This window comes from Streptosporangium sp. NPDC050855, from assembly GCF_044456585.1.
GTDB lineage: Bacteria > Actinomycetota > Actinomycetes > Streptosporangiales > Streptosporangiaceae > Streptosporangium > Streptosporangium longisporum.
Genome location: NZ_JBITFY010000001.1, coordinates 37804 through 63089 on the forward strand (window position 1 = coordinate 37804; position 25286 = coordinate 63089).

Below are 25286 nucleotides of genomic sequence, written 5' to 3' on the forward strand. Positions count from 1 at the left end.
GGGCATGCCCGGTTCCCCGTACGGCGCGGGTGTGACCCCCGGCGACGGATCCGCCCCGGACGCGGCCCCTGCGGCCGTCCCGATCGGAGATCGGGAACCACCGCGAGCGACGCTCCCCGGGCGGCCCGTCATCGGCCTGTCAGCCTCCCATGTGGACGGGGCGCGGTCCGGGGAAGGGCGGCCGCGGTGCCGGATAGGGCGGTCGCGGACCCGGACCCGGAGGGATCGGCGCCGCGTACGGAGGACGCCACCCCGGGTACGGCGGGCGCGGAGCCGGGTACGGCGGTCGCCACGACGGGTACGGCGGGCGCCAGCCCGGGTACGGCGGACGCCACTGGGTCGGGTACGGCGGTCGCCACGACGGGTAGGGCGGGCGCCAGCCCGGGTACGGCGGACGCCATCCCGGATAGGAGGGCCAGTAGCCCGTGTTCGGTATCGACGGGATCGGCACGCAGTCGTACTGCGGGCAGGGCGTGGTGAAGCAGTGCTTGGGCGAGGGCACGCAGATGCGTCCCGGACCGCAGTTGACCAGCGCGCAGGGCGATCCGGGGCTGCACGTGCCGGTCGACCGCCCGTCCGACACGGCGGCCGTCCGCACCTCCGCGGCGGTCCTCGTGCTCTCCCCCCACGCCGCGGTCACGGTGGCCGGTGACCCGGCGGCCGCAACCACGACCAGGGCCGGGATCAGTTTTCGGAGCATTTTTCCCCCAGTTATCATGATCGGTTCTAGCTCTCCGGCGATGCTCGCACCGGCCGTTCCTGCTAACGGCAAAACGACTCTCAGCAGGGAGGATGGCTTACCGAAAAGGCCGCGGGACGGTGCCGCCGATTAACGGAGAGAAGGCGAAATATCCCTTCATCGACCAGGGATGCCGCCTGCCGCGTCGCACGGCCCGGTGGTGCGGGCGACAGCCGGGCGGGGGTTCACGCCCGGATGTCCGCGGGATCCCCTAAAGTCGGGCGAATGGCTCCGACCCCCTCGCGGCTGGCCTGGCTGGACGCGCTGCGCGGACCCGCCGCGCTGGCCGTCGCGCTGCACCACTCCGGCTGGACCTTCGTCCCGGGCCTGTGGGCCGAGGTGGACCGCAGGATCGATGTCGGGACCTGGGGCGTCTTCGTGTTCTTCCTGGTCAGCGGGTACATCATCCCCGCCTCCCTGGAACGGCGCGGTGACCTGCGGGCCTTCTGGATCGGCCGGGCCTTCAGGCTGCTGCCGCTGCTGCTGGCCGCGCTCGGCCTGGCGCTCCTGCTCGCCCGGACCGGCGCTTTCGCGTTGCATCCCGGTACGGCGACGCGTCCGCTGCCGCTCGTCGCGCTGGGGAACCTGACGATGCTGCAGGAACTGCTCGGCGTGCCCGCCGTCATCGACGTGATGTGGACGCTCTCGTACGAGATGGCGTTCTACCTGATGGCGGTCGGGTTGTTCGCGACGGGGCGGGCGCACCGGTCGGCCGCCGTCGCGGCCGTGCTGGCGGTGGTGGCCGTACCGCTCGGGCTGCTGCTGCCGGGCCCGCTCATCCGCGGTCGTGCCGACCTGACCGCCGCGCTCCTCGCCGTCGCGGTCGTCGCGGTCGTCGTCGTGTCGGCGTGGGCGCGCGGCACGGCGCGCACGGCCGCCGCGGTGACCGGTGGCGTCCTCGGCCTGGCCCTGGTGATCCTGGGCAGCCGGATCGGGGCGTGGCAGGGGCTGACGATCCTGGCCCTGATGTTCGCGGGCACCGCCGTGTACCGGGCGGAGCAGGGCACGATCCGGTGGCGTACCGCCGTCGCCGCCGTGCTGACGGTGACGGCCTGCGGGCTCCTCGCCAAGGACGACCCCGGCTGGGCACCGGCGATCGTGCTGGCCGCGGGGTTCTTCGGGGGAGCGTTCGCGCTGCGGCACCGGCGGTTCCCCCGGCCGCTCGCCCACCTCGGGGTGATCAGCTTCTCCCTCTACCTGCTCCACCCGCTGCTGCTGCGGGTGAGCCCGAACCTGTGGACGTTCCTGCTCGTCCTGGTGCCGCTCTGTCACCTGACCCACCGCCTGATCGAGGACCCGGGCCGGCGTCTCGGAAGGCGTCTCGTCCGGAGCCCGGCCGGGCGTCCCTCCGGGGACGGATCCGTGGAGGAGGACCCTCGCAAAGCGCCGGCCCGGGTCAAGAGCGGTTAAGTATGTGATCGGATTTCCGGTGATGGGGCCTTCCGGCCGATTGGGAGGGCTTCCGGCTGCCTACCGTCGAAGCATGTCCGGTTCGCCCAGCGCTTCGAGGTAGGCACCATGAGCTTCATCACCACCGACGACGGCACCCAGATCTTCTACAAGGACTGGGGCGCGGGCAGGCCGGTCGTCTTCAGCCACGGCTGGCCGCTCAACGCCGACACCTGGGACGACCAGATGATGCTGGTCGCGGAGCACGGCTTCCGCGCCGTCGCCCACGACCGCCGCGGGCACGGCCGCTCCGGGCAGCCCTGGCACGGCAACGACATGGACACCTACGCCGACGACCTCGCCAAGCTCGTCGAGACCCTCGACCTGCGGGACGCGATCCTGGTCGGCCACTCCACCGGCGGCGGCGAGGTGGCCCGCTACATCGGCCGGCACGGCACCTCCCGCGTGTCCAAGGCGGTCCTGCTGGGCGCGGTCCCGCCGATCATGGTCAGGACGGACGCCAACCCCGACGGCCTGCCGATCGACGTGTTCGACGGCATCCGCGCGGGTGTCGCGGCCGACCGCTCGCAGTTCTACCGGGACCTCAGCATGTCCTTCTTCGGATTCAACCGGCCCGGTGCACAGGTGTCGCAGGGCGCGCGCGACGCGTTCTGGATGTGGGGCATGCAGGTGGGCCTCAAGGGCGCGTACGACTGCGTCAAGCAGTTCTCCGAGACCGACTTCACCGAGGACCTCAAGCGCTTCGACGTCCCGACGCTGGTCGCGCACGGTGACGACGACCAGATCGTGCCCATCGGCGCCGCCGGCCTGAAGTCGGCGAAACTCATCAAGGACGCCACCCTGAAGGTCTACCCCGGCCGTCCGCACGGCCTGGTCGGCGCCTACAAGGACGAGTTCGGCACCGACCTGCTGGCCTTCGTCACGTCCTGAACGGCTCCCGCACCGCCGGCGGGACCCAGCGCGAGCCGCCGCTGCTCCTCCTCGACGATGTGGCGGGCCAGCGCCTGCTCGGAGATGTCGATCGCGTCGGGGGTGGACTCGGCCAGGGCGCTGCGGCGGGCGTACACGTCGAAGAGGCCGGCCTTGCCGCGGAGGATGTCGAGCATGCGCTGGTCGACGCTGTCGGCCGTGAGCAGGCGGTGCACCTGGACCTTGCGGACCTGGCCCATGCGGTGCGCCCTGGCCACGGCCTGGCTCTCCATGGTCGGCTTGACCTGGGGCTCGCAGATGATCACGACGGACGCGGCCTGCAGGTTGACGCCGATCCCGCCCGCCTGGATCTGGCTGAGCAGCACGGCGTGGCCGGGGGCGGAGGTGAACGCGTCCACGATCCGCTGGCGCTCGACGGTGCCGACGTCCCCGGAGATCGGGCCGTGCGCGCGGTCGCCCAGGGCGTCGTGGACGGCGGCGATGACGTCGCGGAAGTAGGAGAAGACCACGACCTTGAGGTCGTTGCCCGCGGCCTCGTCCACCAGTTCCAGCAGCCGGTGCAGCTTGGCCGACGTCCGCGGCACGGCGTAGGCGGCGCGGCGCATCGCCATGAAGTTCCCCTTCGCCACCGCCCTGCGGTAGGCGGCCAGGTCCGCCGCGCTGAACTCCTCCCACTCGTCCACGTGGACGAGGTCGGGCAGCTCGGTCAGCACGTCCTCCTGGTTGCGGCGCAGGTAGACCGGGGCCACGGCCCTGCGGAAGGCCCGCGCGCCCGCAGCCGCGTCACTGCCCCTGATGGAGGCGACCAAGTCGGGCCGCAGCAGGCCGACCAGGTTGCGGAACTCCTCGACGCGGTTCTCCATCGGGGTGCCGGTCAGGAAGAGCACCCGCTCGCTGCGGCCGCACCACGAGGCCACGGCCTTGGACCGGCGGGTCTCGGGGTTCTTGACGTAGTGCGCCTCGTCGACCACGAGCATCCCGAGCCTGAGGTCGGCGGGGATCTCCAGGCGGTGCAGCGTGTCCAGCGTGGTCACCGCGACGTCGCCCGCGCCGATCCAGCCGGTCAGCGCGGCGGCCCGGCCGGGGCCGTGCAGCGGGTGGGCGGCGAGCGTGCTGCGGGCCTCGATCTCGCGCACCCAGTTGAGCAGGACGCTGGCCGGGCAGGCCACCAGGAAGTGCCGCTCGCCCTCCGCCTTGAGGTGCGCGAACGCGGCGATGGCCTCGATGGTCTTGCCCAGGCCCATCTCGTCCCCCAGGATCACCCGGCGCTGGGCGAGGGCGAACCGGGCGCCGAACGACTGGTAGCCGCGCAGCGAGACCCGCCGGTGGGTGTCGTCGAGGTCCTGGGCCTTGACCCGCGCCGATACGTCGTCGGGCAGGAAGCCCTCGGAGGCGACGCGGTCGGGCTTGAGGGCGGCCAGCTCGGCGAGCAGGTTGTAGTACTCGGACGCGCGGAGCTCGAAGTCGACCCACGCCTCGATGTCGGAGACCGGCGGGCGGAGCAGGTCCACCGACGCCTGGTCGAACAGCAGCGACGTGTCGGACGCGTTCGCCGTGTCGAGCACCTCCGCGATCCGCGCGACGGCCTCGCGGGCCCGCTCACGGCCCCCGCGGCCCGAGAGCAGCATCCGCAGCCGCCCGCCGGCCGGCTGCGCGGCGGGCAGCAGCGAGGACAGGCTCCGGTCGATCCCGGTGGCGGCGGCGCGGGCGCGCGGCAGGTCGGGCCCGGCGGTCACCAGCCGGTTCAGCGCGACCAGCAGGGCCGTGGTCTCGGCGTCCTGGGAGTCGACGTCGATCCGCAGGGTCACCGTCTCTTCCGCGGCCCGGGCGATCTGCCCGGCGGCGGCGTGCACCTGCCCCGCCGTCCGCGCGCCCACCCCGGGCAGCAGCTGGAGCGCGTACGGCGTGCTGTCCAGGACGTCGAGGACCGTCGCGTACCCGGCCTGCTCGAAGGTGCCGAGCCGCAGCCGTCCCCCGGTGACGTCCTTCAGCCGCGTCAGCGGGATCGAGGCCAGCTCGGCGCGGGCCAGGCGGGTACGGAGCGAGGAGAGCGCGTGCTGGACGTCGGCGTGGGCCCGCGCGTCGTCGGCGAGCAGCGCGCGTGCGTGGGCCAGCAGGCGGCCGGCCCGCTGGAACAGGGCTCTGGCCTGGCGGGGGGAGGGCGTCTCCCGGGACCCGGGCGCCGGTGCGGGCCCGGGCGTCCGCGGGGGCGGCTGCTCGGACGTAACCGTCCTGGCCGGCCGGGACGTGTCCTCCTCCGGGGGCGTCCTGCGGGACGCGGACGGTCTCCGGGGCGCCGGTGTCCTCCGGGGCGCGGGTGCCGCGCCCTTACGCCCGCTCTCGCCCACGCTCACCATCCCCTCCCGTCGCGGCCGGATCGCAGGCTTCACCGTTGCCAACGGCCGGGCGGGTTGTCAACGACCGGACCGCCGGGGACGGAGGCGCCGCCACAGCATTTGCCCATCGACGGACCATTTATAGGTATTTCGTCCGTCCGACTGTCGGTGGCCCCTGGCAGACTCGGCGCACTCGCGCAGGCGAACGGTCCACGGTGAGGGGAAGACATGCCGGAGCGGACGAACACCCCGGGGGTGCGGCTCGACCCGTGGTCGGAGGACGACCTCGACCTGTTGCGCCGGATCAACGCGCCGGAGATGACCGAACACCTGGGCGGCCCGGAGACCGAGGAGAAGCTCCTGGCGCGGCACCGGCGGTACGTCGAGATCACCGGGAAGGGGGCCGGCCGGATGTTCGCCGTCGTCCTGCTCCCGGAGCTGCGGAAGGCCGGCAGCATCGGCTACTGGGAACGCGTCTGGGGCGAGGAGGTCGTGTACGAGACCGGCTGGGGCGTCCTGCCGGAGTTCCAGGGCCGGGGCGTCGCGGCCGCAGCGGCCCGGGCCGTCGCCGTGGAGGCCGCCGCGGAGCGCAGGCACCGCCACCTCCACGCGTTCCCCTCCGTCGACCATCCCGCCTCGAACGCGGTCTGCCGCAAGGCCGGGTTCGTCCTCGTGGCGGAGTGCGACTTCGAGTATCCGCCGGGAACCGTCATGCGCTGCAACGACTGGCGTCTGGACCTCACCGGAGTGGTCTGAGGCGCCGTCCCGGCGCTCCGCTGCCGGGGCCCCGGAATGGGTAATAGGGCACGCTCGGGCAGATGTGTGCATTCCTGCGCAGAAGGGTTCTTCGGATCTTCCTAGTGTTCGAGGTGTCCGAACGGCAAGACCCCCGAACACCGCACAGGAGCAAGACGATGAGCACGATGCGCACCCTTCTCGCCGGAGCCGCCCTCGCCGGTTCGCTGGTCGCCGGTGTGGCCGCCGCCCCCGCGGCGACCGCCTCGACCGCCGGTACGGCGGCCACCGCCGCCAGCACGCAGCAGGCGTCGGGCAAGCACTTCTTCGGCCCCTACCACTCCGGCTTCGGCCGGGGCGAGAGCTTCGGCAAGCGCTCCTACTTCAAGGGCTACTGGACCAAGGACAGCGGCCGCTACTGGTTCTACGGCGACCTGTTCGACCGTGACCGCGACCGCGACCGCAGCTACGTGTGGTTCAAGTGGCACGACCGCTTCGGCTCGCACACCAAGGTCTTCAAGACCTCCGGCCGCTCGCACTTCCACAGGTTCGGCGGCTTCAAGAAGAGCAACGGCTTCGACGACTTCAAGATCCGGGTCTGCGAGGGCGACGACAAGTTCGACGACTGCGGCCGCTGGGGCGACGCCTTCTGAGCCGGGACGACGCCTTCTGAGAAGGTGACCGCCGACGACCGTCACCGATCGGCGCCCACCGGCTCCGCCGCGGTCCACGAGGCCGGCTCTCCCCCGAGGGAGCCGGCCTCGTGCCGTTGGGTCAGGGGCGGCGACCCGCGAGGCGGCCACCGGCAGGGGCGTGCCGGCAGGCGGTCATCGGGTCCGCGCGTCCCCGGCGGGAGCGGCCCGCAGCAGGTCGACCACGGCGGAGACGTCACCGGCGCCCAGGCCGGCCGCGACCCCCCGGTCGAGGAGCGCCCCCATGGGCTCCAGCAGCCCGGTGTCGACCCCCTGGTCCCTGCTGGTGTCCAGCAGGTTGACGAAGCTGACCGCCTGCATCCGCAGGTTCGAGCCGGTGGAGGGGTGGTCGCCGGAGTCGATCGCCTCCGCCATCCCGGGAAAGGCGGTCGCCATGGCGTTGAGCCACGAGACCACCAGCGGGGTGAACTCCGTCGCCGGGACCCCCTCCGAGCCGGCCAGGGCGACGGCGTGGAAGAACCCGCCGAACATCCCGTACATCGCGCTCAGCAACGCGATGTCGTACAGCGCGGCACGGCCGGGCTCGACGCCCAGGTACATCGCGCCGCCCAGCACCTCGAAGGTGCGCTCGTGGGCGCGGAAGGACTCCTGCGACCCGCTGTAGAGGACGAGCGACCCGGAGGTGCCGATCATCGGAGGCACCGCCATGATGCCGCCGTCCAGGTACTCGGCACCGTGCCCGGCCACCCACCGGGCCGTCTCGCGCGCCTGGGCGGGCGTGCCGTTGGTGAGGTTGACCAGCGTCCGGCCGGCCAGGACGCCGGTCCCGGAACCGGAGGCGCCCGGGGTGTCGAGGACGTCCGTGCCGCCGAGGGCGGCGTCCAGGACGTTCCGTACGGAGGCGTGGTCGAGTACGCAGATCACCACGAGCGGGCTCGCGGCGATCGCCTCGGCGACGGTGGCGGCGGCGGTCGCGCCCCGCGCGGCGAGCTCCTCGCTCCTGGCGGCCGTGCGGTTCCACACGGTCGTGGGGTGACCGTTGTCCAGAAAGGCCTCGGCCAGCGCCCTTCCCATGGCGCCCAGGCCGATGACCGTCACGGGCGGACGGTTGTCGGTGGTCAATGTGATCCCCGGTTCGTTCGATGTCGGCAGGTGAGCACCCGGACCCGGGCCCGTCTCTCATGGCCCGGCCGGTGTGTTCACGATGCTGGTGCCATGCTTGAATTTCCTCAAGTACCTACTATTTTGTTGGGTACTTACCTTTTGGTATGTGGGGAAGGCGGGCGGGATGAAGAAGCGGACGTACTCGTGCGGGCTCGACGCCGCGGTCGACGTGGTCGGCGGCAAGTGGAAGGCGCTGGTGCTGTGGGCGCTCCACCACGGGCCCATGCGGTTCGGGGAGCTCAGGCGGTCGGTCTCGGGCATCAGCGAGAAGATGCTGATCCAGCAGCTGCGCGAGATGGAGGCCTACGGCCTGGTGCACCGCGAGGTGTACCACCAGGTCCCGCCGAAGGTGGAGTACTCGCTGACCGGGTTCGGCCGCTCGCTCAACGAGGCCCTGATCCCGCTCGGCGACTGGGGCGAGCGGCACATGGAGACCATCGAGGCCCTTCCCCGCGCCGAGAACCCCGCCAAGGTCTGACCGGGCGGGGTCAGGCGACGACCGGCAGGCCGGCGAGGGACTCGGCCTCGCCGGGGGTGAGGCCGCCACCGTGTTCGAGTCCGGCCGCCAGACCGTCCTCGCCCAGCGCGTCACGCACCCGCCCGGTGATCCGGTCCACGTCGTCCTGCTCGGCGGGTGCCGGTGGCATGCCCGTGGACCGGCGGGCCGTGGCGGCCGCCCCGAGCAGCATGGCGGCCCGGTCGTGACACCCGGCCAGGGAGAGCGCGCCGGCCAGGCCCTCCAGGGCCCGCGTCACGTCCCGGGAGGCGTCGAGCTCGCGCGCCACGACGAGGCCCTCCAGGTGCAGGGCGCGCGCGGCCTCGGCGTCGCCGAGCAGTTCGGCCGCGAACCCCAGCTCGGTCAGGACCATCGGCTCGTACACGGCGCGGTCCGTCCCGCCGTTCTGCCGCGGGGTCCACGCCAGCACGGCGCGCAGATGCGTCGTCGCGGCGTCGAACCTGCCCTCCCTGCGGGCGGTGTACCCGAGCACCATCCCGGCGAAGATCTGCATGCTCCGGTGGCACTGCTCGGCGGCCAGCCGCGCCGCCCGCTCGCCGTAGGCGCGGGCACGGGCGTGGTCGCCGCGCTGCAGGGCGATCCAGCCGAGCCAGCCCAGCCGGCCGGCCACCTCGGGCCAGAGCTCCAGCTCCTCGGCCATGCGCAGCCCCTCGCGGTGCAGCCGGTCGGCCCGTTCGTGGTCACCGGTCATCTCCGCCAGCCCGCCGAGCCACTCGGTCGCCTGCAACCGGCCCCAGCGGTCGCCCAGCTCGTCGAAGAGCTCCGCGCCCCGCTCGCTGTCGCGTTCGAGCGCGGCCAGGTCACCCCGCAGGTGCGCGTACTGGGCCCGGGTGACCAGGGCCGCGGCCGTCCCCCACCGGTCGCCGAGGGCGTCGAAGGCCGTCAGGGCCCGGTCGAGGAGTTCCTCGCAGAGCGCGACCTCACCGGCTCCCATCCCGCAGAAGGCCAGGAACCACAGGGCGCGGGCACGCTCGGCCGGGTCGGCGACGTCCTCGTACAGCCGCAGGGCGGCGGCCCGGTCGGCGGTCTCGCCGCGCAGCAGGGCGATTCCCGCCCGCCAGGCCAGGACGCGGGGACGGAGCGCGGCGACCCGGCCCGTGGGCGTGTCGCCGGGAGGCACGGGCGTGTCACCGGCGACGGCGGGCGTCCCGGTGGGAGCCGCGGGAGTCTCGGCGGGAACGGGAACCGCGGGCGTCCCGGCGGGGACGGTCAGCGCCGCGGACAGGGAGCGTCCCGCCTCGGCCGTCCGGCCGCGCAGGAACCAGTACCAGGCCAGCGCGTTCACCAGCCGCAGGCCCTGCTCGGCGTCCCCGGCGGCGACCGCGCCGTCGAGTGCCGCCCGCAGGTTGGCGCTCTCCGCGTCCAGGCGGCGCAGCCACCGCTGCTGGTCGTGCCCGTACAGCAGGGGCGCGGCCCGCTCGGCGAGGGCGGTGTAGTGGCGCCGGTGGCGCTCGCGCGACCGCGCGGTCTCGCCCGCCTCGTGCAGGCGCAGCTGGCAGTAGGCGGCCACCGACTCCAGCAGGCGGTAGCGGGGGCCGTCGGCGCCGTGCACGACCGTGACGAGCGAGCGGTCCACCAGGCGCGCCAGCAGGTCGACCACGTCCGCGGCGGGAAGGTCGTCCCCGCCGCAGACGGCCTCGGCGCCGTCCAGGGAGCACCCGTCGGCGTGTACGGCCAGCCGGCGCAGGACCAGCCGCTCGGGGTCGCCCAGCAGGTCCCAGCTCCAGTCGATCATCGCCTGGAGGGTCCGCTGGCGGGGCGGGGCGCCCCGGTGCCCGGTGGCCAGCAGCCGGAAGCGGTCGTCCAGGCGTTCGGCCAGACCGGCGACGCCCAGCGAGCGGACCCGGGTCGCGGCCAGCTCCAGGGCCAGCGGGATGCCGTCGAGGCGGCGGCAGAGCGTGGCGACCGCAGGGGCGGTCGCGGCGTCGAGGACGAACCCGCGGTCCGCCGCGCGGGCACGGGCGACGAAGAGCCGTACCGAACCGAGCCGCTCCAGCGAGGCCGGGTCACCGGCGGCACCGGCACCGGGCGTCTCCAGCGGCGGGACGTTCCAGACCGTCTCGCCGGTCACCGCGAGGGGCTCCTGGCTGGTCGCCAGGACGCGCAGGTCCGGGGCGGCGCGCAGCAGGAGCTCCACCAGTTCCGCGACGGGCTCGACGAGGTGCTCGCAGTTGTCCAGCACCAGCAGCAGCCGCCGGGGACGCAGCGTGCCGGCCAGGCGGTCCCGGGGCGTTCCCGCGGCGACGGTGTCGTGCACGCCCAGCACCCGCATGATCTCGTCGGCCGCCGAGTCCGCGGTGTCCCCCGCGCCCGGACGGCCGAGCGCGGCCAGCTCGACCAGCCACACCCCGTCGGGGAGGTCACCGGCCCGCAGCCGCGCGGCCTCGACGGCGAGGCGGGTCTTGCCCACCCCGCCCGGACCGGTGAGGGTGACCAGACGTCCGGTGCGCAGCAGGTCGCCGATCTCGGCCGTGGCCTCGTCCCTGCCGATCAGCGGGCCGAGCGGCGCGGGCAGGTTCGTGGCGGGCCCGTCCGCAGGGGGCGGTACGGCGGGCGGGTCGAGCGCGGGGTCCCGGACGAGGATCGCCCGGTGCAGGGCCACCAGATCGGCGCCCGGGTCCAGGCCGAGCTCGTCGGCCAGGTGGACGCGCAGTTCCTCGTAGCCGTCGAGCGCCTCGCTCTGCCGTCCGGACCGGTACAGGGCGGTCATGTACGCGGCCCGCAGCCTCTCCCGCAGCGGGTACCGGCCGACCAGCTCGCCCAGCCCGGCGACGATGCCGTGGTGCTCGCCGAGGGCCAGGCGGGCCTCGGCGAGATCCTCCTGGGCGGTGAGCCACCGCTCGTGCAGCTGGGTGACCACGGACCGGGCGAACGGCTCGTCGGCGAAGTCGGCCAGCGCGGGGCCGCGCCACAGGGCGAGCGCGTCGGTGAGCAGCGCCGCGCGCGATCGCGGGTCACCGGCCCGGGCGGCCTCGTCGGCCAGGGACCGGAAGCGGTGGGCGTCCACGGCGTCGGCGCCGGTGCGCAGCACGTACCCGGGCGGGGGTGACACCACCGTCTCCCGGGCGCCCGGCTCGGCGTCCTCCAGGACCCGGCGCAACTGCGAGACCTTGGCCGACAGCGCCCCGGCCGGGTTGCCGGGCGGGGCGTCGCCCCACAGGTCGTCGATCAGCCGGTCGGCCGGGACCGGGCGTCCCTCGTGCAGGAGCAGGACGGCCAGGAGGGCGCGGACCTTCACCCCGGGGACGGTCACGGGCGTGCCGTCCGCCGTCCACACCGCCAGCGGACCCAGCACCCCGAAACGCATGAACGCACCATACGGGACCGACCGGTACGAGACACAGGAGAGCGCCGTAAGCCCACCGGCGGCCGACCGTAAACATGTCGTAAACACCCTCCGGCATGGTGGAACACATCAGCCGGGCACGAGAACGAGGGAGGTGGCAGATGTCCGAAAAACAGAGCGGGGAGCGGCTGCGGGTGGCGGTGATCGTCGGCAGCACCCGAGCCGGCCGGTTCGGCCCCACGGTGGCGAACTGGTTCGTGGCGCGGGCGCGCAGGCGGGCCGAGCTGGAGATCGACCTGATCGACCTGGCCGAGGCCGCGCTTCCGCAGACGCTCACGGACACCGACGAGCCGCCTCCCGCCCCGGTGGCGGCACTGGCACCGCGCCTGGCCGGGGCCGACGCGTTCGTGGTGGTGACCCCCGAGTACAACCGGAGCTTCCCGGCCCCGCTGAAGAGCGCGGTGGACTGGTTCTACCGGGAGTGGCAGGCCAAGCCGGTGGCGTTCGTCTCCTACGGCAACGACTCCGGCGGCCTGTTCGCCGCCGCGCAGCTACGGCAGGTCTTCACCGAGGTGCACGCGGTGGCCGTCCACGCGGGGGTGACGCTGCCCCGGTACTGGGAGCAGTTCGCCGCCGACGGCGGCTGGCCCCGGGCCGGCACCGAGTACGACACCGCGGCGACGACCACGCTGGACCAGCTGACCTGGTGGGCCCGCGCGCTGCGCGACGCCAGAGCCGGGCACCCCTACCCCTGCTGACCACGCGGAAGCCCTTCCCGCGGTACGAGCCGACACGGGGCTGACGAACCACCACGGGAAAGCATGAAGACCCCCGGACCGGCAACGAACCCCGTGCCGGGCCACGACATCACGAACCTCCCCATCGAACACGCGAACCAACGGAGATCCCCATGCGTAAGATCATTTCCTCGACCTACGTGTCCCTCGACGGCTACATCGGCGACCCCGGCACCTGGGCCATGCCCTACTTCGACGAGGACGCGGGCCGGTTCGCCCGCGAGCAGCTCTTCGCCTGCGACGCCCTGCTGATGGGCCGCCTCACCTACGAGGGCTTCGCCGAGGCCTGGCCCGCCATGACCGACGAGGACGGTTTCGCCGACCGGATGAACTCCATGTCCAAGTACGTCGCCTCCCGCACCCTGGAGAAGGCCGAGTGGAACAACTCGACCGTCATCGGGGGCGACCTCGTCGAGGAGATCACCGCCCTCAAGGGGCAGCCCGGCCAGGACATCCTGATGTACGGCTACGGGCCGGTCGCGCTCACCCTGCTGGAGCACGGCCTCCTCGACGAGCTCCGCCTCTGGGTGCACCCGATCATCGTGGGCGACGGCGACCCCGGGGACCTGCTGTTCAAGAAGACCGGCAGGTTCCCCTTCGAGCTCGCCGGGACGACCACGTTCGGCAGCGGCGTGGTCGTCCTCTCCTACCGGGCAGCGGCCCGGACGGCGGAGACGGACGCCGGGTGACGGACGCGGGGTGACGAGCACCGGATGACGGGCACCGGGCGCTCGTCACCCGATGGCCCGGCACCCGGTGACCGAGCACCGAGCACCGGGCGCCGGCCGGTGATCGCCCGGTGACGAGCCCGCCCCGCGGCCCGGCTACCGGGTCTCGGCGGCGGGACTCCCGGGACGGGCCCCGACGGCCGTGCCGCCGCGTCCGCGCAGGCCCGAGGCCATGACGACCGCCCCGGTGACGGCCATCACGACCGGGACGAACAGGGCCGTGCGGAAGCCGCCGAGCGCGGCCTCCGGTGATCCACCGGCCCCGGTGGCGGCGACGTACACGGCGGTCGCCGCCGACAGGCCGAGTGCCGCGCCGAACTGGAACGAGGTGTAGAGCAGCCCGCCCGCGAGCCCCTGCTCGTCCTCGGACACCCCGTCGGTCCCGGCGATGGTGAACGGCCCGTACGCCAGCGAGAAGGCGAGACCGAGAATGATCATGGTGGGGAACATCGCCGCGTAGGTCCAGTCCAGGCCGACCGGCAGGAACAGCAGGTAGGCCACGGCGGCCAGGCAGAGCCCGCCCAGGATCACCCGGACGTTGCCGAAGCGGTTCACCAGCCGGGGGGTGAGGGTCGGCGCGAGCACGGCGTCGATGCTGATGACCAGCAGGGCCAGGGCCGCCTGCAGCGACGACCATCCGCGCAGCTCCTGCAGGTAGAGGACCACGAGGAACTGGAATCCGAAGAACGACCCGGAGAACAGCAGGAAGCCGAGGTTGGCCCGCACCAGCGGGCCCGAGCGCAGGATCCCCAGGCGCACCAGGGGCGCCGCCGAGCGCCGCTCGATCATCGGGAAGGCGGCGAGCAGCGCGAACCCGGCGACGAACGCGCCGGCCGTCCAGCCCCATCCGACGGACGGGGCCTCCAGCCGGACGACCCCGAACACGAGCGCGAGCATCGCGCAGGTCACGGTGACCGTACCGGCCAGGTCGAAGCCCCGGACGGACCCGCGCGGGCGGCCGTCGTCCGGGATCAGGACCAGGGCGGCGACGAGGATCACGGAGGCCAGGATCACCGGCGCGAAGAACACCCAGCGCCAGCTGATCGCGGAAAGCAGGCCGCCGACGACCAGGCCGAGGGAGAAACCGGCCGACGCCGTCCCCGCGTAGACCAGCAGGGCGCGGTTGCGCTGGGGACCCTCGGCGAAGCCGGTGGTGATGATGGAGAGGCCGGCGGGCGCCATGAACGCGGAGGCCACCCCCGTCACGAAACGCGCGAGGATGAGGACCCACTCCTCGGTCGCGAACCCGCCCAGCCCGGAGAAGACGACGAACACGCCGAGCCAGAGCAGGAACATCCGCCGCCGGCCGAGCAGGTCGGCGGCCCGGCCGCCCAGCAGCATGAAACCGCCGTAACCGAGCACGTAGGAGCTCATCACCCAGCTCAGCGAACCGGTGCTCAGCCCCAGGTCGGTACGGATCGAGGGCAGGGCGACGTTCAGCATCGCCACGTCGATGCCCTCCAGGAAGATCGCGCCGCACAGCACGAACAGCACCCCCCAGGCCCGGCCGTTCATGCGGTCCGGGCGGCCGGGGCGGTCTGGGGGCGCCGGAGAGATCGACGGGGACGACGGTGTGGACACGGGACGACTCCTTGGGCACGGGGAGACCGCCGGGACCGCGGCCACTCTGCCGCGATCGACGGTTCCCTCTTGTAAGTAATCGCATCCTGAGGCAGCATCGGTGGGCATGGAAGAAGGCACTTCGAAGTCACCGAGTCGCTGCGCGGATACCGGCGACGCCTACGTCGACGCCAGGCAGTGGGACACCCGGGAGGACTGCGAGGTCCGCCAGATCCTGGACCGCGTCGCGGACAAGTGGTCGCTGCTCGTCATCGCGCTCCTGGACCGGCGCTCCCTGCGGTTCACCGAGCTGAGCCGCGAGATCGACGGGGTCAGCCAGCGCATGCTCACCGTCACCCTGCGCCACCTGGAGCGGGACGGCCTGGTGCGCCGTACCGTGCACCCCGTCGTGCCGCCGAGGGTCGACTACGAGCTCACCCCCCTCGGCGTGACCCTGCACGACACCATCCAGTCGCTCGTCACCTGGACCGAGCGGCACCAGAACGAGATCGCCGCGGCCCGTGCGGACTACGACACCCGCGCGGAGACCGCACCCGTCACGCCCGCGGTGACCGCCATGCCCACGGCGTCCGCAGCGTCCGCAGTGCCCACCCGGCCGGTCACGCCGGCCGCGCCGGTCACCCGGGCCCCGTCCCCACCCCGTAACGAAACGAGGGTCACGCCACCGCCCCGTAACGAAACCCTGATCCCTTCCTCCCCTCGTAACGAAACCCGGGCCATGTCGTCCTCCCGCGACGAACCCCGGGCCGCCTCCCTGCTCCGGGACGAGGGGACGGGCGGTGCCGGTACCTCGCGGTGCGAGATGTGCGGTGCCCCGATCCACGGGGCGCGCACGGGACGTCCCGCCCGGTTCTGCGGTACGGCATGCCGTCAGAGGGCGCACCGCCACCGCTCCCGCGCCACCTCCCGCCCCTCCGGCTGAACCGCTCCCGCGCCACTCTTGCTCGTCCGGCCGAACCGCTCCCGCGCCGGCCGGGTCACGGCCCGAGGACCGGCGCGGGGGCGGTGCTGCAAAGGAGGGCAAAGGCCTGTCCAAAGGCTCCGTGTCGTGGCCCCGCACCGGCTCCGCAGCGTGTCTGCTGAGCAGCGGTAATGGCACCGCTCACTGGAGGGTCGGAGATGAGGAAGTTGCTTCGTGCCGGCGTGCTCGCGCTCGGCGTGTTCACGGCCGGATGCGGCGGCGCCGACGACGGGAGCACGACCGAACCGATGGTCGCGGACCAGGTCAAGGCGTCACCCACCTCGCCCGCGGACCCCTCGGCGACGACCCGGGCCAGGGTCGAGCTGGGCGAGACGAGGATCGGCAGGGTCCTGGTCGGGGAGGGGGGCCGCACGCTCTACCTCTTCGAGAAGGACAGGAACGGGAAGTCGTCGTGTTCGGACGCCTGCGCGCGAGCCTGGCCGCCGTACGTCACGGACGGCGAGCCGGAGGCCGGCAAGGGCGTCAAGGCGGACCTGCTGGGCACCACCGAGCGGGACGACGGCACGACGCAGGTGACCTACGACCGCCACCCGCTCTACTACTTCGCCAAGGACACCGCGGCCGGGGAGATCAAGGGACACGACGCCGACGGCTTCGGCGCCGACTGGTACGCGTTGAACGCCGACGGCAAGCAGGCCCGCGACTGAGCCCCGGGCCGTCGTCGCCGGCCGATCTCGTCCGAGGGGGGATTGCGACCGGATCCACCGGGCATGGACAGGAGTGATCCCGTCCGGTGGGGCCCCTCCACCCGGAGCGCGGAACGTGAAGGGTCCGTCGTCACCGCGGCGGACCCTTCCACCGTTTTCACCCGGCAAAGCCGTCGACCACCCGGGATCGGCGGGATCAGGCGGACTCGCGGATCACCAGCTCCGTGGGCAGGATCACCGACGAGGCCGGGCCGCCGTCGAGGTGGCGGAGGAGCAGGCGGGCCGCGGTGCGGGCCTGCTCCGCTTCCGGGGTGCACACGGTGGTGAGCGCGGGCACGGTGTGGGAGGCGGCCGGGACGTCGCCGAAACCCACGATCGCGACGTCCTCCGGCACCCGCCGCCCGGACCGGATCAGCACCCCCAGGGCCCCGATCGCCATCGGGTCACCGGCCACGAACACCGCGTCGAGCGCGGGGTCGTCCCGCAGGAGCTGGCGCATCGCGTCCGCGCCCGAGGCGAGGGTGAGGTCGCCGATGGCGATGATCGACCGGTGCCCGGTGTCGCGCAGACCCTCGCGATACCCTCCCAGCCTGGCCTGCGAGGCCGTCGAGTCCGGGGGGCCGGAGACGGCGGCGATCCGCCGTCGTCCCCGGGCCAGCAGGTGCGCCACCGCGGCCGCGGCCCCGCCCGCGTCGTCGACGGCGGCGTACGGCATGTGCGCCGCCACCCCGGGCCTGCCCAGCAGGACGACCGGGACGCCCGTGCGGGCCAGCGCCGCGGGAAGCGGGTCGGCGCCGTGGGAGGACACGAGCACGACCCCGTCCACGTACCCGGAGGCGGCGTAGCGCTCCACCCGCAGGCGGCCGTCCGCCGAGTCGGCGAGCATCAGGGTGACCCGCTTGCCCGCCTCCTCCAGCTCCCGGGTGACCGAGCGGAGGACGGCCGAGAAGGCCGGGTCGTCGGCACCCGCGACCGCGGACGGGTCGGACACGACCAGCGCGATCGAGTCGGTGCGCCGCGTCACCAGGCTGCGGGCCGCCGAGTTGGGGACGTACCCCAGTTCGTTGACGGCGTTCATGACGATCGCGCGGAACTCGTCGCTGACCGTGCCCTCGCCGTTGATCACCCTGGAGACGGTGGACCTGGACACCCCGGCGCGGGCGGCGACCGCCTCCAGGGTGGGCCGCCTGGCGCGCTCGCGGTGCAGCCCGTTGTGCCGGATCACCTCGCGGTACCACAGCGCGCTGTCCTTGGGCAGCCGCCGCTGGGTCTCGAAGTCGACGTGCACGATCCCGAAGCGCTTGTGGTAACCCTCGGCCCACTCGAAGTTGTCCAGCAGCGACCAGACCAGGAAGCCGCGCAGGTCCGCCCCGGCCTCGATCGCGGCGTGCGCGGCCCGCAGGTGCCCCTCGAAGAAGGCCGTCCTGTCGGTGTCGTGCACGCGGTCACCGGTCACCACGTCGTCGAACGCGGCGCCGTTCTCGGTGACCAGCAGGCCGACCTCGGGGTAGTCGCGCGAGAGCCGGGTGAGCACCTGGGTCAGGCCGGTGGGCACGATCGCCCAGCCCATCGCGGTCGTCGGGGCGTGGGCCCCGCTGAAGAGGATGTCCTCGGTGCCGGGATAGGCGGCGTTGGCCGGTTCGCCCGGCTCGGACCGTACGACGCAGGGGGTGTAGTAGTTGATCCCCAGCAGGTCGACGGGCTGGTTGATGGTCTTCAGGTCGCCGTCGCGGATGTGGCCCAGGCCGCCGTGCCTGTCCATGATCGCGAGCACCGGTGCGGGGTACTCCCCGCGCAGGGTGGGGTCGAGGAACTGGCGGTTGATGAGGCAGTCGACCCGGTCCACCGCCTCGGCGTCCTGTTCGGACAGCGTGAGCTCCGGGTCGTTGAGCCGGCCGGGCGTCAGGACGGGGGCCAGGTTCAGGGTGAGGGCGATCTCGCGGGCGCCTCCCTCGCGCAGCACCCGGGCGCCCAGCCCGTGGGCGAGCAGGAGGTGGTGGGAGGCGCGGAACGCCTCGGCGGCCGACGCGCGGCCCGGCGCGTGCACGCCGATGCCGTACCCCAGCACGGCGGCCACCCAGGGTTCGTTGACCGTCATCCACGTCCCGACCCGGTCGCCGAGCCGGTCGTGCACGGCCCGCGTGTAGTCGGCGAAACGGTAGGCCGTGTCGCGGTCGGTCCACCCGCCGCGATCCTCCAGCGCCTGCGGGAGGTCCCAGTGGTACAGCGTCGCGTACGGCGTGATGTCGGCCGCCAGCAGCTCGTCCACCAGCCGTTCGTAGAAGTCCAGCCCCGCGGTGTTGGCCGGGCCGGACCCGTCCGGCTGGATCCGCGGCCAGGCGACCGAGAACCGGTAGGCCCTCAGGCCCAGCTCCGCCATCAGCCGGACGTCGTCGGCGTGACGGTGGTAGTGGTCGCACGCCACGTCCCCGGTGTGGCCGTCGGCGGTCCTGCCCGGCGTGTGGGAGAAGGTGTCCCAGACGGACGGGCCTCGCCCGCCCTCCCGCACCCCGCCCTCGATCTGGTACGCGGCGGTGGCCGCCCCCCAGACGAAGCCGGGGGGAAAGGCCAGGGTCTCGCCCCGGGACGAGACGGTCGTTGCGGTCATGCTCCGAAAACCCCCGTTGGTTCTCGCGACTGCCGAGATGCACGGGCGGTGGCGGGTCGCCACCGTCCCGGCCGGTGGAAGCACCTCACCGGCATCATGGGGGCGGTGTGCCCGGAATGTCGAGAGGACCGCCGGGCCCCGCGTGGGTGCGCTTCCCGCTCATCGCGCCCATGATCGGCGACACAGTAACCGATTACACCGACAAAACGGATGAGAGGGGCACCGGGAACGCCGAGGCGGTCCGGCGGGCCTTCACCGGACGCGAGGACGTGTCCGGCCGGGGACCCCTCCCTCAGGGAGACCTCCTCCCTCAGGGAGACCCCCTCTCGCACGGGGGCCTCCCGGGCACGGAGGACCCTCAGACGCCCGGCAGTCTCAGCATGCGGTCGAGCAGCTGGCGGTGATGGGCGAGGAAGCGATGCCGCGCCTGCGGGTCGGCGGAGACCGACCGGCCCGCCTCGGCGATCATCTCGCCGTGCAGGAACCCGTACACGCTCCACACCAGCGTCCGTACCATCAGGTCCGCGTCCACCTCGCCGTCGACGAACCCGGCTCTCGCGGCCGAGCGGAGCGCGTCGGCGGTGAAGTTCATGAGCGGGATCGAGTGGGTCCGCTCCACCTCGGGGATGTCCGCGGCGTCGCCCAGCCAGCGGTGCAGCCACAGCGCGGGGATCTGCGGGTTGGCGACGCAGAAGTCCAGGTAATGCTCGGACAGGCCGTACAGGGTGGTGGCGACCTGCTCGGCGTCGGCGGCCGGGAGCGCGGCGAGCGCGTCCTGGACGACGGTCCGCTCCATCCTGCCGGCGAGGTCGATGACGGCGAGGTACAGGTCGCGCTTCTCGCCGAACCGCTCCTGGATCCACGCCGGGTCCTCGCCCGTGGCCTCGGCCACGGCCTGCAGCGAGGTGCCGTCGTAGCCCAGCGCGGAGAACAGCCGCATCGCGATGGTGATGACCGCCTGGCTCCGCGGGTCGTCGTGGGGAGTCATGCCTCCGATTCAAGTCCCCGGCGCGTTCGCGGGTGGCCGGGTGCCGGTCTCGACCCGGTCAAACCTGTGTTCGCAATACCCCCGTGGCTCAGAAGGGCAGGACGCGCAGCTCGCCCGCCGGGGTCAGGGCGGTGATCCGGCGCGGCGAGTCGGGGTCGAGCCGCACCTCGACGGTCGCGTCACCGGAGTCGGTCCGTACGTTGTACCCCGGCCCGCCCTCGTCCGGCACCCTGACCTCGACGTTCCCCCTGGTCCTCACCACGGCCCTGACGTCGCCGGGCGGGGCCGTGAACCCCAGGACGACGTCTCCGTCACCGGTCTCGGCGTCGGTCTCGGCGGACCTGAGGTCGTCGCCGATCACGTCCCCCTGGCGCACCCGCGCCCGCAGAGCGCCCAGCGAACCGGTCACGACCACGTCACCGGTGTCGGCCGACAGGCGCAGGTCGCCCCGGACGCCGTTCACCGACACGGTCCCGATACGGCTCGACGCCTCGACGCCGGTGGCCGCGGGCAGGGTCAGGACGTAGTGCGTCCGGCAGACGGGGACGCCGGGGCAGCGGGCGTCGACGGTGAGCGTCCGGCCGTCCCACCGCTCGGTGACCACGGGCCGGTCGCGGACCCACACGAGTTCCTGGGAGATGTCCAGCCGCTTCGCGGGGCCGGCGACGACCGAGAGGTCGACGTGACCCGTGGCCCGCACCACGACCTCCGGCGAGGTGAGCGGGTGGGACCTGGACGTGACCTGGACGGTCCGGTCGGGCTCGTTGATCTCCGCCAGCGCCGCCATCGTGGTGAAGGCCACCGCGAGCGCGGTGAGCGTCCCGCCCGTGGCGAGCCAGGCGATCCGGAGCTTGTTTCGTGTGGGCATGTTCTCTCAGACCTTGAGGAAGCGCAGGACGGCGAGTACCCGGCGGTGGTCCTTGTCGGCGCCGGAGAGGTCGAGCTTGGCGAAGATGTTGTTGATGTGCTTGCCCACGGCGCTCTCGGACACCACCAGGGCCTCGGCGATCCCGGTGTTGGACCGGCCCTCCGCGATGAGCGACAGCACCTCGTACTCCCTGCGGGTCAGCCGGTCCAGCGGGTCGCTGCGCCCGCGCAGCAGCAGCTGGGCGACCACCTCGGGGTCCAGGGCGGTGCCGCCCGCGGCGATCCGGCGTACCGCGTCGAGGAACTCCTCGACGTCGGCCACCCGGTCCTTGAGCAGGTACCCGATCCCCCCGGTCGCGGTGGACAGCAGCCGGGTGGCGTAGCGCTCCTCGACGTACTGGGAGAGCACGAGGATCGCCAGCGCGGGCCGCTGGCGGCGCAGCACGAGCGCGGCGCGCAGTCCCTCGTCGGTGTGCGAGGGCGGCATCCGCACGTCGGTCACGACGAGGTCGGGCTCGTGCTCGTCCACGGCGCGCAGCAGCCCGTCGGCGTCGGCCACGGAGGCCACCACCTCGATGCCCGCCGAGCCGAGCAGGCGGACCAGCCCCTCGCGCAGCAGTACGGAATCCTCGGCGAGCACTACGCGCACGGCAGCTCCACTCTGATCGTCGTCGGCCCGCCGGGCGGGCTGTCGACGTCCAGGATGCCGTCCACCGACGCCACCCGCCCCGCCAGGCCGCGCAGCCCGCTCCCCAGGTCCGGATCCGCCCCGCCGACGCCGTCATCGTGCACGGACAGGTGAAGGCGGTCGCCGTCGAGGCCGACGACGACCTCGGCGCCGGACGCCCGCGCGTGCTTGGCGATGTTGGTCAGCGCCTCGGAGACGACGAAGAAGGCCACCGCCTCGACCGTGGGGGCGGCCCGGCCGGGCAGGTCGGCCCGCAGCCGTACCGGGAAGGGGGCCCGCGCGGCCAGACCGGACAGCGCCGCGTCCAGGCCCTGCTCGTCCAGCACCGCGGGGTGCAGCCCGCGGACGACGTCGCGCAGCTCCCGCAGGGCGAGCTTGGCCTCCTCGTGCGCCTGCACGATCACCTCGCGCGCGGGCTCCGGCAGGTCGGTGAGGGTGGCGCGGGCCATCCCGAGGTTCATCGCCAGCGACACCAGCCGCTGCTGGGTGCCGTCGTGCAGGTCCCGCTCGATACGGCGGCGCTCGGCGTCGGCCGCGTCCACCATCCCGGCGCGGCTCTCCCGCAGCGTCTCCACCCGCAGCACGAGCTGGTCGCTGAGGCTGGGGCCGAGCAGGGCCTCGGCGGCGATCACGTCCAGCGTGGTGAACCCGCGGGCCACCCACGGCGCGGCGGCGAACAGCGTCCCGGAGACGAAGACGAACATCACGCTCTGCCAGGTCTCCTCCCGCGCCCAGTGCTGCACGGCGAGCACGGCGGTGATCATGGCGCTCGACCACGCCCCGACGACCGAGAGGGCACCGAACCCGTTGATCAGCGCGGTCAGCAGGTGGTACCCGAGCCGGCGCCAGGTGCTCCAGGTCCGCGTCTCCTGGAGCAGCCGCCGCAGCGGGTTCCTGCTCAGCGGGCGGCGCGGGACCGGCGCGATGTCGACGTCCAGGAAGGCGGCGAACCGGGAGCGCTGCACCAGGGTGAGCAACCGGACGACCACGAAGAACAGCAGCAACGCCGCCACCGGTACGACCACCGTCCACACCAGCAGCACCGCGGCCGCCACCAGCGTCGCGAGCGCCACGACACCGGCCACGGCCAGCGCCGCACCCGAGACCAGGTGGGCGGTACGCAGCCAGGTCCGCGACGACCAGTGAGCGCTGATCCTCGTCCAGGGAGTGGGCATCTCGATGGCGGTCATGAGACCACGGTAGGGATTCCGGTGCCCCGGGCACATGGGCGAGGGTTCCGGGAAAAAGGTGAGGCAGGCACCACCGTTCCCGCGCGTGCCCGGCATGCCCGGACGGGCCGGTCTGATGTAGGCCGGTCCGAGGTGGGCCGCTCCCGCGCGTGCCCGGGCGCCCGCGACGGTGTTCCCGGCCCCGCCTACCCTTGGGGGATGGGTGCCGAGCGCGTGACGACCGTCCCCATCCGGGAGCGCCGATGAAGCGGCCCTCTCCCGGCCGGGGAGTCCTGCCCGGCCTGCCGGGCTCCACCGCCCCCGCCGAAGACCCCGCCGAGAACCCCTCCGACGGCTTCCTCGAAGGCCTCCCCGGTCTCTTCGCCGACGACCCGATGTCCGCCCCGCTGACCTACCCCGGGCGCCTTGCCCCGGCGGCCGGGCTGCTGGTGGACGACCGTTTCCTGCCGATGACGGAGCCGCCCGGCGCCCTGGCCGACCGGCGGGTCCGGTCCGGCGACCGGACCGCGAGGCTCGCCGACCACCTGGCCGCCCTCGGCGCGGCACCCCCGGAGGCGCGCCACCCGGTGATCGCGGTGGGCTCCAACGCCGCCCCCGGCCAGTTGCGCCGCAAGTTCACCGCGGCCGGGATCCGCCCCGTCGTCCCGCTGACCCCGGCCGCCGTGCACGGCGTCGCCCCCGGGGTCTCGGCGCACATCAGCCGGTACGCCTACCTGCCCGCCACGCCCATCGGGGCACGGGGGGCCTCGCTGCTGTTCGTGGTCTGGGTGGACGACCCCCAGCTCGCGGTGCTGGACGCGACCGAGCCGAACTACCGCCGGGTGCCCCTGCCCGCGGGCTCCTTCCCGGTCACCCTGGCCTCGGGGGAGACGCTCCCGCCGTGCCACGTCTACGTGAGCAGGCACGGATGCCTGGTGGACGAGGAGGGCGGCCCGCTGCCGCTGGCCCCCCAGCGCGAGCTGATCGGGCACCTACTGGGACGGTCGGCGGCGCTGCGGCGGCTGTGCGGGCGCACCCCCGAGGAGTTCGTGCTCAGCGCGCGGGACGACGGCACCCGGGAGGCGGCCCGCGCGCTGTTCGTGAGCGACGGTCTCGCCGACCCCGCCCCGCCCGGACTCCACCACCCTCGAACCGCAGGATCACCCGCTGTACGGCTCCACGAACATAACCCCAATAGGGGTAGTGATGGGTTATAAATAGGGGACCGCGTCCGGACCTCCTGTCGGCAGGGTGACCACCTGTCGGCAGGGTGACCACGGAGCCCCGGGAAGCATGGTCCCGCCCCGTGCTCGCCCCCGGACCGGAGGTGACATCGGCCATCGAAAGGTTCCGTCCGTGAAGCGTGTGCTGCTGCTGGCGACCGGTGACACCATCGCCCACTCCTACGCCCCCGACCGGCCGGGGGTGGCGTCCGGGGCGGAACTGCTGGGAGCCCTCCCGCCCGGCGCGATCACGGCGGACGTGGTGGCCGAGGACGTGATGGCGGAGCCCGGCTGGGACATGTCGCCCTCGACCATGCTGGAGCTGGCCCGCAGGGCGCGCTCGGCCCTGCTGGAACGCCGCTTCGACGGTGTGGTGATCACTCACGGCGCCGACACGCTGGAGGAGACCGCCTACCTCACCGACCTGCTGGCGGGCCGGGCGGCGGAGTGCGGCACCGTCGTGCTGACCTGCGCCGTCCGCTCCAGGGACGAACCGTCCGCGGACGGGCCGCGCAACCTCGTCTCCTCCTTCGCCGCCGCCACGGACGAGGCGCTGCGCGGTGCCGGGGCGGTCGTGTGCGTCAACGACGAGATCCATGCCGCCCGCTGGGTGAGCATGACCGACGCCACGAGCGTCGCGGGGTTCTCCTCGGCGCCCTTCCCGCCGCTGGGCCGCGTGTCGGGCGGGCGGGTGGAGACGCAGGCCCCGCCCCCGCCCCGGCCACCGGCGTTCGGAGGGGATCCGGCCTCGGACGTCGCCCTGATCAAGACCTACCCGGGGATCGAGCCCGGCCTGCTCGGCGCGGCCGTGGACGCCGGGGCCCAGGGCGTCGTGCTGGAGGGGACCGGGACGGGCAACGTGCCGGTCGGTCTCCTCTCGGCGATCGCGGAGCTGACGGAGTGGGGGATCCCGGTGGTCGTCGCGTCGCGCTGCCGTACCGGCCGGGGCGCGCTGGGCGAGGCCGGTCCCCTGCAGGGGCTCGCCGCCACGGTTGGGGCGATCGGCGCCCGCGGGCTGGCGCCCCAGAAGGCGCGATGCGCGCTGATGGTCGCCCTCGGAGCCGGGGGTGTCGACGCGGTACGCGAGTGGTTCGACCGGCTTTGACACCGGCGGCCGGATTATGGATAGGTAAAAAATACGGGGACCGCGAGTATCTCCCATCTGGCTGGGCACGTCGGGAGAGTCCGTGATCCGGCGGAGGGCTGGGGAGGCCTCCGCCGGGTCACCTCATTTCCGG

21 protein-coding genes and 1 pseudogene are annotated in these 25286 nt (G+C 73.4%); 12 read left to right on the forward strand and 10 right to left on the reverse strand.

What is annotated here, in order from left to right; all coding sequences use genetic code 11:
• Positions 1-425 precede the first annotated feature (425 nt).
• The 3 genes from ACIBCT_RS00155 to ACIBCT_RS00165 all read left to right on the forward strand — a co-directional run bounded on the left by ACIBCT_RS00155 (position 426) and on the right by ACIBCT_RS00165 (position 3079).
• On the forward strand, positions 426-833 hold the full coding sequence (locus ACIBCT_RS00155) for a hypothetical protein (RefSeq protein ID WP_399185177.1): 408 nt from the start codon (positions 426-428) through the stop codon (positions 831-833).
• A 131-nt stretch (positions 834-964) separates the two neighbouring features.
• Positions 965-2149, forward strand: a complete 1185-nt coding sequence (locus ACIBCT_RS00160) for an acyltransferase family protein (RefSeq protein WP_399185178.1) — start codon at positions 965-967, stop codon at positions 2147-2149.
• A gap of 108 nt (positions 2150-2257) precedes the next feature.
• Positions 2258-3079, forward strand: coding sequence for an alpha/beta fold hydrolase (locus ACIBCT_RS00165; RefSeq protein ID WP_399185179.1), 822 nt, complete (start codon positions 2258-2260; stop codon positions 3077-3079).
• Here the strand turns inward: ACIBCT_RS00165 and ACIBCT_RS00170 are convergent.
• The gene (locus ACIBCT_RS00170) at positions 3031-5427 is read right to left on the reverse strand and encodes a DEAD/DEAH box helicase (protein WP_399185180.1); all 2397 of its coding nucleotides are present in this window, start codon (positions 5425-5427) and stop codon (positions 3031-3033) included. The genes ACIBCT_RS00165 and ACIBCT_RS00170 overlap by 49 nt on opposite strands.
• A gap of 216 nt (positions 5428-5643) precedes the next feature.
• Here ACIBCT_RS00170 and ACIBCT_RS00175 point away from each other — a divergent pair, with 216 nt between their 5' ends.
• Both ACIBCT_RS00175 and ACIBCT_RS00180 read left to right on the forward strand, forming a co-directional pair.
• Positions 5644-6171, forward strand: a complete 528-nt coding sequence (locus ACIBCT_RS00175; protein ID WP_399185181.1) for a GNAT family N-acetyltransferase — start codon at positions 5644-5646, stop codon at positions 6169-6171.
• A 158-nt stretch (positions 6172-6329) separates the two neighbouring features.
• On the forward strand, positions 6330-6803 hold the full coding sequence (locus ACIBCT_RS00180) for a hypothetical protein (RefSeq protein ID WP_399185182.1): 474 nt from the start codon (positions 6330-6332) through the stop codon (positions 6801-6803).
• A 174-nt stretch (positions 6804-6977) separates the two neighbouring features.
• Here the strand turns inward: ACIBCT_RS00180 and ACIBCT_RS00185 are convergent, their stop codons facing one another.
• On the reverse strand, positions 6978-7901 hold the full coding sequence (locus tag ACIBCT_RS00185) for an NAD(P)-dependent oxidoreductase (RefSeq protein ID WP_399185183.1): 924 nt from the start codon (positions 7899-7901) through the stop codon (positions 6978-6980).
• 190 nt (positions 7902-8091) lie between these two features.
• On the opposite strand from ACIBCT_RS00185, the gene ACIBCT_RS00190 reads away from it, so the two are divergent.
• On the forward strand, positions 8092-8445 hold the full coding sequence (locus ACIBCT_RS00190) for a winged helix-turn-helix transcriptional regulator (protein WP_399185184.1): 354 nt from the start codon (positions 8092-8094) through the stop codon (positions 8443-8445).
• A 10-nt stretch (positions 8446-8455) separates the two neighbouring features.
• On the opposite strand, the gene ACIBCT_RS00195 is transcribed toward ACIBCT_RS00190, so the two are convergent.
• Positions 8456-11791, reverse strand: a complete 3336-nt coding sequence (locus ACIBCT_RS00195; RefSeq protein ID WP_399185185.1) for a BTAD domain-containing putative transcriptional regulator — start codon at positions 11789-11791, stop codon at positions 8456-8458.
• A 140-nt stretch (positions 11792-11931) separates the two neighbouring features.
• Between ACIBCT_RS00195 and ACIBCT_RS00200 the strand changes: the two genes are divergently transcribed.
• On the forward strand, positions 11932-12528 hold the full coding sequence (locus tag ACIBCT_RS00200) for an NADPH-dependent FMN reductase (RefSeq protein WP_399185186.1): 597 nt from the start codon (positions 11932-11934) through the stop codon (positions 12526-12528).
• Between the two features lie 152 nt (positions 12529-12680).
• Positions 12681-13256 (forward strand): dihydrofolate reductase family protein, encoded by a 576-nt coding sequence (locus ACIBCT_RS00205; protein ID WP_399185187.1) that lies wholly within the window; start codon positions 12681-12683, stop codon positions 13254-13256.
• 135 nt (positions 13257-13391) lie between these two features.
• On the opposite strand, the gene ACIBCT_RS00210 is transcribed toward ACIBCT_RS00205, so the two are convergent.
• On the reverse strand, positions 13392-14876 hold the full coding sequence (locus ACIBCT_RS00210) for an MFS transporter (protein WP_399185188.1): 1485 nt from the start codon (positions 14874-14876) through the stop codon (positions 13392-13394).
• 106 nt (positions 14877-14982) lie between these two features.
• Here ACIBCT_RS00210 and ACIBCT_RS00215 point away from each other — a divergent pair, with 106 nt between their 5' ends.
• On the forward strand, positions 14983-15798 hold the full coding sequence (locus ACIBCT_RS00215; protein WP_399185189.1) for a winged helix-turn-helix transcriptional regulator: 816 nt from the start codon (positions 14983-14985) through the stop codon (positions 15796-15798).
• Positions 15799-15995: 197 nt separating this feature from the next.
• Positions 15996-16505 carry a hypothetical protein gene (locus ACIBCT_RS00220; RefSeq protein WP_399185190.1) on the forward strand — a complete coding sequence of 170 codons (510 nt, stop codon included), beginning with the start codon at positions 15996-15998 and terminating at the stop codon, positions 16503-16505.
• Positions 16506-16701: 196 nt separating this feature from the next.
• Here ACIBCT_RS00220 and ACIBCT_RS00225 read toward each other — a convergent pair whose 3' ends face one another.
• The 6 genes and pseudogenes from ACIBCT_RS00225 to ACIBCT_RS00250 form a co-directional block, all read right to left on the reverse strand.
• Positions 16702-17730, reverse strand: coding sequence for a LacI family DNA-binding transcriptional regulator (locus ACIBCT_RS00225; RefSeq protein WP_399186074.1), 1029 nt, complete (start codon positions 17728-17730; stop codon positions 16702-16704).
• Positions 17710-19113: pseudogene (locus tag ACIBCT_RS00230) on the reverse strand (GH1 family beta-glucosidase); the annotation flags it as partial. The gene ACIBCT_RS00225 and the pseudogene ACIBCT_RS00230, both read right to left, overlap by 21 nt.
• A gap of 358 nt (positions 19114-19471) precedes the next feature.
• Positions 19472-20101 carry a TetR/AcrR family transcriptional regulator gene (locus ACIBCT_RS00235; protein WP_399185191.1) on the reverse strand — a complete coding sequence of 210 codons (630 nt, stop codon included), beginning with the start codon at positions 20099-20101 and terminating at the stop codon, positions 19472-19474.
• Between the two features lie 88 nt (positions 20102-20189).
• Positions 20190-20969, reverse strand: coding sequence for a DUF4097 family beta strand repeat-containing protein (locus ACIBCT_RS00240; RefSeq protein ID WP_399185192.1), 780 nt, complete (start codon positions 20967-20969; stop codon positions 20190-20192).
• Positions 20970-20975: 6 nt separating this feature from the next.
• On the reverse strand, positions 20976-21617 hold the full coding sequence (locus ACIBCT_RS00245; protein WP_399185193.1) for a response regulator: 642 nt from the start codon (positions 21615-21617) through the stop codon (positions 20976-20978).
• A complete protein-coding gene (locus ACIBCT_RS00250) occupies positions 21608-22846 on the reverse strand; it encodes a histidine kinase (RefSeq protein WP_399185194.1) in 1239 nt (412 codons plus the stop codon). Before ACIBCT_RS00250 ends, ACIBCT_RS00245 begins: the two co-directional genes overlap by 10 nt.
• 242 nt (positions 22847-23088) lie before the next feature.
• Here ACIBCT_RS00250 and ACIBCT_RS00255 point away from each other — a divergent pair, with 242 nt between their 5' ends.
• Together ACIBCT_RS00255 and ACIBCT_RS00260 are read left to right on the forward strand one after the other, a co-directional pair.
• Positions 23089-24042, forward strand: coding sequence for a hypothetical protein (locus tag ACIBCT_RS00255; RefSeq protein WP_399185195.1), 954 nt, complete (start codon positions 23089-23091; stop codon positions 24040-24042).
• Between the two features lie 139 nt (positions 24043-24181).
• The gene (locus tag ACIBCT_RS00260) at positions 24182-25153 is read left to right on the forward strand and encodes an asparaginase (RefSeq protein WP_399185196.1); all 972 of its coding nucleotides are present in this window, start codon (positions 24182-24184) and stop codon (positions 25151-25153) included.
• Positions 25154-25286: the final 133 nt, after the last annotated feature.